The sequence below is a fragment of the Arthrobacter sp. GCM10027362 genome (assembly GCF_042679445.1).
Classification (GTDB): domain Bacteria; phylum Actinomycetota; class Actinomycetes; order Actinomycetales; family Micrococcaceae; genus Crystallibacter.
Genome location: NZ_JBHTML010000157.1, coordinates 1 through 9,427 on the forward strand (window position 1 = coordinate 1; position 9,427 = coordinate 9,427).

Consider the following 9,427-nt stretch of genomic DNA (forward strand, 5'->3'; position numbering starts at 1 on the left):
GGCGCGGGCCATCGTGGCCGCCGGCACGGCCGCGGTCGCGGAGCAGATCCTGCAGGTCAATGGCCAGCTGGGACTTGCCGGCCCGGTCATCCTCGGCGGCAGCCTGGGCGCCAAGGTGCCGCTGGTCCGGGAGGGGATCCGGGAGGCCCTCGCCGGGCACGGCATCACCGCGGTGGCCGCCCTGGACCGGGAACCGGTGTTCGGCGTGGACGTGCTGGCCGGCCTGGCCTGAGCGTCCCGGCCGTTTGCGCCGGTTTCCGTCATGAAGTTGCACCAAGCGGAACGGGAGCGTAGGGTCGCAGCATGACAAACCGTTGGTATGCGTATTTTGCGTTGGCTCTGGAGGGGCCTGACGTGACTGCCTGACGGCGTGCGCATCCAACAAACCTTCAGAGCCAGCGGGGCAGGGATGATTCCCTGCCCTTCGCCATTTCTCCGGCGGGCTCTGTCGAAGGTCCCGCCCTGACAGACGGGACCAGCCCATGACCATCACCCCCCACCCGGCCGCAGCCGCCCTGCGCACGGAGACCACCACGCCGCTGCCGTCGCCGGCAGAGCTGCTTGACGAGCTGCCCCTGCCGGCGGAGCTGGCCGCCGCCGTCGAACGAGGCCGGGCCGAGATCCGCGCGGTGCTCGACGGCGTCGATGACCGGCTGCTGGTCATCGCCGGCCCCTGCTCCATCCACGATCCCGCCGCCGGCCTGGAGTACGCCCGCCGCCTGTCCCAGGCGGCGCGGGAGCACCGCGGGGAGCTGCTGATCGTGATGCGAAGCTACTTCGAAAAGCCCCGGACCACGGTGGGCTGGAAGGGCCTGATCAACGACCCCCGCCTGGACGGTTCGCATGATATCGCCGCCGGCTTGCGCCTTGCCCGCCGGTTCCTGCTCGAGGTGGCCGGTTTGGGCCTGCCGGTAGCCACCGAATTCCTCGAACCGATCAGCGCCCGCTACCTGGCGGACCTGATCGGCTGGGGCGCCATCGGCGCCCGGACCACGGAGAGCCAGATCCACCGCCAGCTGGCGTCCGGGCTGCCCATGCCGGTCGGTTTCAAGAACGGGACCGACGGCGGCCTGCAGGTGGCGCTGGACGCCTGCCTGGCGGCGTCCGCGGCCCAGACCTTCCTGGGCATCGACGACCAGGGCAGGGCGAGCCTGCTGGCCACGGCCGGCAATCCGGACACGCACCTGATTCTGCGCGGCGGCAGCACGGGGCCGAACTACGGTGCCGCGCATGTGGCTGCCGCCTCGCAGCAGCTGGCGGAGGCCGGCCTGAACACCCGGGTGATTATCGACGCCAGCCACGGCAACAGCGGCAAGAGCCATCACCGGCAGGCCGGGGTCGCCTCGGAGATTGCCGCACAGCTGGAGGCGGGCGGCGCCGGCGCCGAAGCCATCGCCGGCATCATGCTGGAGAGCTTCCTGGCCGGGGGCGCGCAGAAGCTGGAGATTCCAGCCCCGGCCGGCGGCAGGCGGCTGGTCTACGGCCAGAGCGTCACCGATGCCTGCCTGGACTGGGACGTGACCTGCGGGGTGCTGGAACAGCTGGCGCGCAGCCGTTCGCGGCCTGCCCCGCACGCTTCGCGCACGGGGACCCCGGGCAGCTCCCTTGAGGCCCGGGCCGGTGCACACCCGCTGGTGCGCGCGGCGCAGTAGGCCACCCCGGCAGGCTGCCGTACGGACTTTCACTTTGGTCACTTCTGGCACTAAAGTATCCAGTTAGGGCGGGTGCCCGCTTGGCAAGCCGGCTCGCCGTCGCGCGCCGTAAGCGAAGGACTTGGAAAATGGCTGACGAGGGCAATTTCTCGGATATGCACTTCTTGACGGTGTCGGAAGTTGCCGAGGTCATGCGCGTGTCCAAGATGACGGTGTACCGCCTGGTGCATTCGGGCCGGATGCCGGCCGTCCGGTTCGGGCGCTCCTTCCGGGTGCCCGAGGCGGCCGTCGAGCAGTACCTGCGCAACGCCGTCGTCGACGGCCGGTCGGAAACCGCCTGAGGCAGCCGGACGCCCCGCCGGCAGGTGCGGTCAAGGGCAGGGGAGTTTAGGCGGTACCCTGTTAAGGAACTTCCTGCGCGGCAGTTGTCTGCGCCGGTGCGGGATTTTGTGTCATTGTAGGAATCCGTCGGTTCGAGTGCGCCCGCTGCGGGCGGGTCCGGGCTGCGGGTGCAAGTGGATTTGTGAGGAACTCCATGGGTTCGGTTATCAAGAAGCGCCGCAAGCGTATGGCCAAGAAGAAGCACCGCAAGCTGCTTCGCAAGACGCGCCACCAGCGCCGTAACAAGAAGTAGGGCTGTTCGGCTCTGCCTAAGCTTCACGGTCCGCCAGCCACGCCTGGCGGACCGTTTGCTGTTTAACCGGCCGGCAGTTTCTGCCGCGGGAAGGCGTGCCGCGCGCCGCGCCACAGGCCGTAGACGGCGCCGGCGCCCGTGGCCAGTTTCAGGCCCAGGGTGGCCGCCCGGCGGCCGCTGCGGAAGTCGTAGACGGGCCAGTTGCGTTCCCGGGCATAGCGGCGCAACCGGGCGTCCGGGTTGATCGCCACCGGGTTGCCCACCAGGGACAGCAGCGGAACATCGTTGAACGAGTCGCTGTAGGCCCAGCAGCTGCCCAGGTCCAGCCCCTCGCGGACCGCCAGCTCGCGCACGGCCACGGCCTTGGCGGGACCGTGCAGGATCTCTCCCACCAGGCGCCCGGTGTAGGCGCCGTCCCGGATCTCCCCGACGGTGCCGAGGGCCCCGGTCAGGCCCAGCCGGTCGGCGATGACGGCGGCCACCTCCACCGGCGTGGCTGACACCAGCCACACGCGGCGGCCGGCACGCAGATGCTGGTCCGCCAAGGCGCGCGTGCCCGGCCAGATCTTGGAGGCGATGATCTCGTCGTAGACTTCCTCGCCCAGCGCCTTGATGTCGGAGGCCAGCAGCCCGGTGGCCAGCGCCAGGGCCTTGTCCCGTGCCGCCTGGATGTCCTTCAGGTGCTCGCCGGTGAGGCTGAACCGGGCCTGCTTGGCAGCGATGTTGACCAGGTCACGGACCTGGAAGGCGCCCCTGCGGTACATCTGCCGGGCCACATGGAACAGGCTGGCCCCGCGCATCATCGTGTTGTCGATGTCGAAGAAGGCGGCCGCTGCGCCGGCATCCCCGCTGGCTGCTGCGGCCGGGGCCCGGCTGGCCGGGCCGTTCGAGGCTTTGGGCATGTAACGAGTCTAGCCATGCGCCCGGTGGCCGCATTGTCCGGCCGGGCCGACGTGCGGCTACTTTTTAAGCCATGACGCAATCACAGGGACCACAAAAACCACCGCATGAGCTGGTGCTGCTGACCAAGCCCGGATGCCATCTGTGCGAGGCGGCCCGCCGGACCGTCGCCGCCGTCGCGGGGGAGTTGGGACTGCCGTGGGCCGAACGGTCCATCCTCGAGGACCCGGCGCTCGAGGCCCGCTTCGCCGAGGAGGTTCCGGTGGTGATGATCGACGGCGTGCAGCGGGATTTCTGGCATATCGACCCGGCGCGGCTGCGGCGGCTGCTGTTGGCCTGAGGGCCGGAGCACGGTCCCGGCTGCGGCCCCGGCCGGCTACGGCGCGGGATGGATCCGCAAGTTGGTGGCCCGTGGGGCAGAGCATAAGGTTAGGGGGTGACCATGCCGGACTTTCCTGAAACCGCATCCGGTGCGGAGGAACCCGCCCGGAAAATCCCCCCGGCATCTTTGGCACGCCTGCCCATCTACCTTCGCGCACTCAATGCGCTGCTGGCGGACTCGGTGGAGCGGGTTTCGTCCGAGGAACTCGCCGAGGCGGCCGGCGTGAAGTCGGCCATGCTGCGCAAGGATTTGTCCTACCTCGGATCCTTCGGCACCCGCGGTGTGGGCTACGACGTGCAGTTCGTCAGCCGTAAGATCTCCGCACTCCTGGGCCTGACCCAGGAGTGGCGGGTGGCCATTGTCGGCGCCGGCAACCTCGGGCGGGCGCTGGCACGCTATTCGGGCTTCACTACCCGCGGATTCGAGGTGGTGGCGCTCTTCGATGCGGACCGGAGCATCATCGGCACCCAGGTGGGCTGGCTCAAGGTCAGCGACGTGGATTCGCTGGAGGCAGAACTCGAGCGCAGCGGCACGAACATGGCGGTGCTTTCGGTCCCCGCCGCGGTGGCGCAGGAACTGTGCGACCGCCTGGTGGCGGCCGGCGTCACGAGCATCCTCAGCTTCGCGCCGGTGGTCCTGCAGGTGCCGCCCCACGTGCAGGTGCGCAAGGTGGATATGGGCACCGAGCTGCAGATCCTGGCCTACCATGCCCAGCGGGCGCAGGAAGCCCGGGCACGCTCCGGCTCCCGTGCCGGAACCGCCCGGTAGCGGGGCCGGCAGCGGCCGGTTCGCCGGGGGTGTTCACCGGCCGTAGTAGCCGGACCTGCGGGCGGCCGCTTCCTTGAAGTAGGCGCTGGAGACCGGCAGGAACAGCAGCACGATCGCTGCCACGCCCAGCAGGAACGTGATGACGCCCGGAATGCCCAGCGTCAGCAGGAACAGCGAAAGGACCGCGAAGACGGTCCCCAGGATCCGCGCCCAGTTCCGTCCGGCCTTGACGTTGAAGGCCACCAGCAAATACAGGACGGCTGCGATCAGGGCGCCGACCACCAGCCCTGCTCCCATTGTGCCGGAAATCATTTCGGGGGTGATCGAGGAAATATCCTGGCCTCCTGCCGCCTCCCTCAGCTGCGCCTGGAATCCAGGATCGTTCCACGCCTCATTGACCAGCTGGGTTGCCATGCCGGCCAGGACAAAGGAATTGACGATGTTCAGGACGGCAGCCGCAAGGATCAGCCAGAAGGCGATCATCACCTCCCGCGGGGGCATCGGCTTGGTGGCGGCATACTGCGGCTGGCTGCTGGGATAGCCGTACTGGCCCGGCACCGGCTTCTGGTAGCCGTACTGGGGAGGGTTCTGCCCGTACTGGGGGGCCTGCTGGCCGTACTGGGGGGCCTGCTGGCCGTACTGGGGAGGGTTCTGCCCGTACTGGGGTGCCTGCTGGCCGTACTGGGGAAGGTTCTGCCCGTACTGCGGCTGCTGGTCCGGTCCCGGGACCGGACCCCGGGGCTGCCCGCCCGGTTCGCTCGGGGTGTTTTCTGGCGTACTCATGACCGGATCCTTCTCGTCTGGTGGAACACTCGACATGGGTCTGAACTACCGCGCCGCAGCCAACCGGTGCAGCTTCCTCCACCCTACAATGCAGCCGCCGAACCGGCTTGGTGACGGTGATGGCGCCGGCCTGCGCACGCCGCCGCCATTCATCGGTGCTGCCGGCTTTTGGGCAATGCCCTTGACCTTTGAGACACTTAAGCCCATGCCCCGCTCCAGCGTTCATCTGCTCCGCCACGGTGAGGTCCACAATCCGGACCGTGTGCTTTACGGCAGGCTGCCGAATTTCCACCTTTCGGACCTGGGACGCGAGATGGCCGGCCGCGCCGCGCACTATTTTGCGGACCGGGCCGGCGCCGGTGCCCGCATCGTCTACCTGGCCGCTTCGCCGCTGACCCGGGCACAGGAGACCGCCAGGCCCACCGCGGACGCGCTGGACCTGGCGGTTGTCACGGATGAGCGCCTGGTCGAGGCGCTGAACCATTTCGAGGGACTGGCCGACGTCAGGGCACAGCTGAAGGACCCGCGGCACTGGCCCTACCTGCTCAATCCCTTCCGCCCGTCCTGGGGCGAACCGTACCGCGGCCAGGTGCGCCGGATGATGGCGGCCGTCGGCGATGCCCGCCGCATCGCGGTCGGAATAGCCGGCGACGGTGCCGAGGCGGTGCTGGTCGGCCACCAGCTGCCCATCTGGGTGACACGGCGCTCGGCCGAGTCGCGCACCCTGTGGCATGATCCGCGCCGCCGCGAATGCACCCTGGCCTCGGTGACGACATTGGAGTTCGAGGACGACCGGCTGGTGGCGGTCCGTTACGCGGAACCGAGCGCCGACCTGCTGCCCGGAGCGGCAAACCTGCCGGGAGCGTAATAGTATTACTACGCGTTGTAGAAGCGAGGTCCGCCGTGGCCCGCGGAGAAAAGTGTGAACCTGACTGTGAAGACCGCTGAACCATTCAACCGCCGCTCCCTGCTGAAGGTGGGTGCGGGGCTGGCCGCTGCCTTGTCGCTGACCATGCCGCTGGCGGCCTGCAGCGTGGAGGACCCGCTGGCAAAGCAGGCCAGCGCCGGGGACAACAAGAATTACATTGCCGGCGACGGCTCGGTGACCGAATACGAGCCGGCCCAGCGCGGGGAACCGGTGCAGTTGGCGGCCAAGCTGTTCGACGGCACCACGGTGGATTCTGCCGGCTGGGCCGGCAAGGTGACGGTGCTGAACTTCTGGTACGCCGCCTGCGCGCCCTGCCGGCTGGAAGCGCCCGCCCTGCAGGAGCTGAGCCAGGAGTACAAGGGCCAGGCGCAGTTCTACGGCGTGAACATCCGGGACGAAATACGCACCGCGGAGGCGTTCGAACGCAACTTCGGGGTCACCTACCCAAGCTTCGCCGACAAGAACGGCGGCATTCTGCTGGCCATGACCCGATACGTACCGCCGCAGGCCGTGCCCACCACCCTGGTGCTGGACAAGCAAGGCCGGGTGGCCGCCCGGATCCTCGGGGTGGCGGACAAGGGCACCCTGAAGGCCCTGATCAAAGACGCCGTGGCCGAGTAGCCGTGGCACCCTCCACGGCCGTGACGGCCTCCCTTCCACTGAGCCTCGGCAGCGCCTTCGGCGACACCGTGCTCAACGGCTCGGTCCTGCTGGCCATTCCGGTGGCCATGCTGGCCGGGCTCATTTCCTTCCTGTCCCCGTGCGTGCTGCCGCTGGTGCCCGGTTATCTTGGCTACGTCACGGGCCTGACCGGGGTCGACCTGGCGCGGCAGCGGCGGGGCCGCATGTTCGCCGGCATCGGGCTGTTCGTGCTGGGCTTTTCCGCGGTCTTCGTGGCCATCGGCGCGGTCTTCGGCCAGTTGGGCGCCTGGCTGAAGGGTACCGACGCCGCCTGGGTCACCCAGCTGCTCGGCGTCGTCGTCATCATCATGGGCATCATCTTCATGGGCGGGCTGTCCTTCTTCCAACGGGACCGGAAGATCCACTCCCGGCCGCCGGCCGGGCTCTGGGGCGCGCCCGTGCTGGGCATGACCTTCGGCCTGGGCTGGGCCCCCTGCATCGGCCCCACCTTCTCCGCGGTGCAGGCCCTGGCCTATTCCGGCGGGGCCGACGCCGCCAAGGGCGCCTTCCTGGCCTTCGTCTACTGCCTGGGCCTGGGCATCCCGTTCCTGCTGATCGCCCTGGGCGTGCGCCGGGGCATGGGCGCCATGGCCTTCTTCCGCCGGCACCGCCTCGCCCTGCAGCGTGCGGGCGGTGCCGTGCTGGTGGTTTTGGGCCTGCTGATGGCCGCCGGGCTGTGGGGAAGCTGGGTGACGCAATTGCAGGATTGGTTTGCGAATGAAGTGAGGCTCCCCATCTGATGAGCGAGACAGCGAAGACATCCCCGAACCTGCCCGGGGGGCAGGCCGGCCCGGATGTGCCGGACACCGGCGCCGCGGAGGAGTTCGCCCGGCAGATCGAGGGCGGCCCGGCAGCCGCCACGGCCGCCGCGCCCCAGGACGTTGCCCTTCCCGCCCTCGGGTTCGCCGGGATGCTGCGCTGGGCCTGGACCCAGCTGACCAGCATGCGCACGGCCCTGTTCCTCCTGCTGCTGCTGGCCGTCGCCGCGGTGCCGGGCTCGCTGTTCCCGCAGCGGCCGGCCAATCCCGCCGTCGTCACGCAGTACATCGAGGACCACCCGGGCAGCGGGCCGTGGCTGGACAGGTTCCAGCTTTTCGACGTGTACTCCTCCGTCTGGTTCTCGGCGATCTACCTGCTGCTGTTCATCTCGCTCATCGGCTGCGTCATCCCGCGGGCCAGGCAGCACTGGAAGGCCATACGCTCGCAGCCGCCGCGGACCCCCAGGCGGCTGTCCCGGCTGCCCGAATACGGGGCCCTGGCGCTGGCCGCCGGCGCCCTGGTGACGGCGGCGTCCGCGGTCGAGGACGCCGCCCGGCTGCTGAAGCGGCGCGGCTACCGCGTCGAGGTGCGCGGCACGGACACGAACATGCCCTCCGTCGGCGCCGAACGGGGCTTCCTCAAGGAAGTCGGCAACCTGGTCTTCCACGTGAGCCTGATCGGCGTGCTGGTGTCCGTGGCCATCGGCGGGCTGTTCGGCTACCGCGGGCAGAAGATCATCGTCGAGGGCGATTCCTTCGTGAACACCCTCGTGGGCTATGACAACTTCGCCCCCGGAACCAACTTTTCCGAGAGCCAGCTGGCGCCGTTCTCGCTCCAGCTGGACAAGTTCGAGGTGGTCTTCGACCGCGAGTCCAAGACCCACTACGGCCAGCCGCTGGACTTCACTGCCACGATGACCACCAGGGACGGACCCGGCGCCGAGCCGCGGCAGCAGACGCTGAAGGTCAACGAGCCGCTGGGCATCGGCGGCACCAATGTCTACCTGGTCGGCAACGGCTACGCGCCGGTGGTCACCGTCCGGGACGGCCAGGGCAACATCGCCCACCAGGGCCCGGTGGTCTCCGTGCCCAGCGACGGCGCCTACACCTCCACGATGGTGCTCAAGGTGCCTGACGCCAAGCCCGAACAGCTGGGCTTCGTCGGGCTGTTCCTGCCCACCGCGCTGGAAGGCGAGGACGGGGTAGCCTTCGGCAGCGACCCGGACCCGTTCAACCCGCGGCTGTACCTGAACTCCTACGCGGGGGACCTGGGCCTGGACCAGGGGGATCCGAAGAACGTCTACGTGCTGGACACCACCAAGCTGAAGGTGCTCAACGACCGTACCCAGAAGAGCGGCGGCATCGTGCTCGGCCCCCAGGAGACGTTCACGCTGCCCGAGGGCCTGGGCACCATCACCTTCGACGGACTCAAGCGCTACGTGGCACTGGACATCACCGCGGATCCCGGCCAGGGCGGCGCGCTGGTCTTCTCCTCCCTGGCGCTGGCCGGGCTGTGCGCGTCCCTGTTCATCGGCCGCCGCCGCGTCTGGGTCCGGGCCGGCACGCACCCGGACGGGCGCACGATGGTCGAATGGGCGCTGCTGGCCCGCGGCGAGGACCACCGCCTGGGGGACGAGGCGGCGGCCGTGCGGAAGCTGCTGGAAAAAGAGTGGCTGGCCGCTCCCGGCCGGCCTGCGGACAATAGCAAGAACACCGGTGCCGGCGGCGCCAAGAACTCCTAAGGAACCCCATGCCCTCCATTGACGAAACCTTGGGTCAGTACAGCGAGCTGTTCATCCTGCTGGCCGCCATGACGTTCACCGTGGCACTGATCGCCTTCTGCTGGGACCTGGCCACGGCCAGCAGGACGCTGCAGGCGGTGGAGGACCGGCTGGCCCGCCGGCAGGCGCCGGCCGAGGCGGCCCTGGTCGGGGCCGGCCC

11 protein-coding genes and 2 pseudogenes are annotated in these 9,427 nt (G+C 69.3%); 11 read left to right on the forward strand and 2 right to left on the reverse strand.

Annotated elements, in window-relative coordinates:
- The 4 genes and pseudogenes from ACFQ36_RS17580 to ACFQ36_RS17595 all read left to right on the forward strand — a co-directional run.
- Positions 1-232 (forward strand): annotated as a pseudogene (locus ACFQ36_RS17580) (ATPase); the annotation flags it as partial.
- Positions 233-482: 250 nt separating this feature from the next.
- Positions 483-1,652 carry a 3-deoxy-7-phosphoheptulonate synthase gene (locus tag ACFQ36_RS17585; protein ID WP_377015948.1) on the forward strand — a complete coding sequence of 390 codons (1,170 nt, stop codon included), beginning with the start codon at positions 483-485 and terminating at the stop codon, positions 1,650-1,652.
- A 128-nt stretch (positions 1,653-1,780) separates the two neighbouring features.
- Positions 1,781-1,993: a helix-turn-helix domain-containing protein gene (locus ACFQ36_RS17590; RefSeq protein ID WP_377015950.1), complete on the forward strand. Its 213-nt coding sequence runs from the start codon at positions 1,781-1,783 to the stop codon at positions 1,991-1,993.
- Positions 1,994-2,187: 194 nt separating this feature from the next.
- Positions 2,188-2,286, forward strand: coding sequence for a 30S ribosomal protein bS22 (locus ACFQ36_RS17595; RefSeq protein WP_003792170.1), 99 nt, complete (start codon positions 2,188-2,190; stop codon positions 2,284-2,286).
- A 62-nt stretch (positions 2,287-2,348) separates the two neighbouring features.
- On the opposite strand, the gene ACFQ36_RS17600 is transcribed toward ACFQ36_RS17595, so the two are convergent.
- Positions 2,349-3,188, reverse strand: coding sequence for an HAD family hydrolase (locus tag ACFQ36_RS17600; RefSeq protein ID WP_377015952.1), 840 nt, complete (start codon positions 3,186-3,188; stop codon positions 2,349-2,351).
- Positions 3,189-3,259: 71 nt separating this feature from the next.
- On the opposite strand from ACFQ36_RS17600, the gene ACFQ36_RS17605 reads away from it, so the two are divergent.
- Positions 3,260-3,526, forward strand: coding sequence for a glutaredoxin family protein (locus ACFQ36_RS17605; protein ID WP_377015954.1), 267 nt, complete (start codon positions 3,260-3,262; stop codon positions 3,524-3,526).
- Between the two features lie 102 nt (positions 3,527-3,628).
- Positions 3,629-4,336, forward strand: a complete 708-nt coding sequence (locus ACFQ36_RS17610) for a redox-sensing transcriptional repressor Rex (protein WP_377015956.1) — start codon at positions 3,629-3,631, stop codon at positions 4,334-4,336.
- 33 nt (positions 4,337-4,369) lie between these two features.
- Here ACFQ36_RS17610 and ACFQ36_RS17615 read toward each other — a convergent pair whose 3' ends face one another.
- Positions 4,370-5,119 carry a hypothetical protein gene (locus ACFQ36_RS17615; protein ID WP_377015958.1) on the reverse strand — a complete coding sequence of 250 codons (750 nt, stop codon included), beginning with the start codon at positions 5,117-5,119 and terminating at the stop codon, positions 4,370-4,372.
- 205 nt (positions 5,120-5,324) lie between these two features.
- On the opposite strand from ACFQ36_RS17615, the gene ACFQ36_RS17620 reads away from it, so the two are divergent.
- The 5 genes and pseudogenes from ACFQ36_RS17620 to ACFQ36_RS17640 form a co-directional block, all read left to right on the forward strand.
- Complete coding sequence (locus ACFQ36_RS17620; protein ID WP_377015960.1) at positions 5,325-5,987, forward strand: histidine phosphatase family protein; 663 nt, start codon at positions 5,325-5,327, stop codon at positions 5,985-5,987.
- Between the two features lie 144 nt (positions 5,988-6,131).
- Positions 6,132-6,668, forward strand: a complete 537-nt coding sequence (locus ACFQ36_RS17625; RefSeq protein WP_377015964.1) for a TlpA family protein disulfide reductase — start codon at positions 6,132-6,134, stop codon at positions 6,666-6,668.
- Positions 6,669-6,706: 38 nt separating this feature from the next.
- Positions 6,707-7,468: a cytochrome c biogenesis CcdA family protein gene (locus tag ACFQ36_RS17630; RefSeq protein WP_377015966.1), complete on the forward strand. Its 762-nt coding sequence runs from the start codon at positions 6,707-6,709 to the stop codon at positions 7,466-7,468.
- Entirely contained in the window at positions 7,468-9,228 is a 1,761-nt protein-coding gene (locus tag ACFQ36_RS17635) for a cytochrome c biogenesis protein ResB (protein ID WP_377015962.1), read from the forward strand. The genes ACFQ36_RS17630 and ACFQ36_RS17635 overlap by 1 nt, the downstream gene beginning before the upstream one ends.
- 8 nt (positions 9,229-9,236) lie before the next feature.
- Positions 9,237-9,427 (forward strand): annotated as a pseudogene (locus tag ACFQ36_RS17640) (c-type cytochrome biogenesis protein CcsB); the annotation flags it as partial.

Bases quoted from the DNA above. Each gene is read 5' to 3' on its own strand.
- ACFQ36_RS17625 (WP_377015964.1), top strand. From the start codon at position 6,132: ATGCCGCTGGCGGCCTGCAGCGTGGAGGACCCGCTGGCAAAGCAGGCC.
- ACFQ36_RS17595 (WP_003792170.1), top strand. From the start codon at position 2,188: ATGGGTTCGGTTATCAAGAAGCGCCGCAAGCGTATGGCCAAGAAGAAG.
- ACFQ36_RS17600 (WP_377015952.1), bottom strand. From the start codon at position 3,188: ATGCCCAAAGCCTCGAACGGCCCGGCCAGCCGGGCCCCGGCCGCAGCA.
- ACFQ36_RS17605 (WP_377015954.1), top strand. From the start codon at position 3,260: ATGACGCAATCACAGGGACCACAAAAACCACCGCATGAGCTGGTGCTG.
- ACFQ36_RS17615 (WP_377015958.1), bottom strand. From the start codon at position 5,119: ATGAGTACGCCAGAAAACACCCCGAGCGAACCGGGCGGGCAGCCCCGG.
- ACFQ36_RS17635 (WP_377015962.1), top strand. From the start codon at position 7,468: ATGAGCGAGACAGCGAAGACATCCCCGAACCTGCCCGGGGGGCAGGCC.
- ACFQ36_RS17620 (WP_377015960.1), top strand. From the start codon at position 5,325: ATGCCCCGCTCCAGCGTTCATCTGCTCCGCCACGGTGAGGTCCACAAT.
- ACFQ36_RS17590 (WP_377015950.1), top strand. From the start codon at position 1,781: ATGGCTGACGAGGGCAATTTCTCGGATATGCACTTCTTGACGGTGTCG.
- ACFQ36_RS17610 (WP_377015956.1), top strand. From the start codon at position 3,629: ATGCCGGACTTTCCTGAAACCGCATCCGGTGCGGAGGAACCCGCCCGG.
- ACFQ36_RS17585 (WP_377015948.1), top strand. From the start codon at position 483: ATGACCATCACCCCCCACCCGGCCGCAGCCGCCCTGCGCACGGAGACC.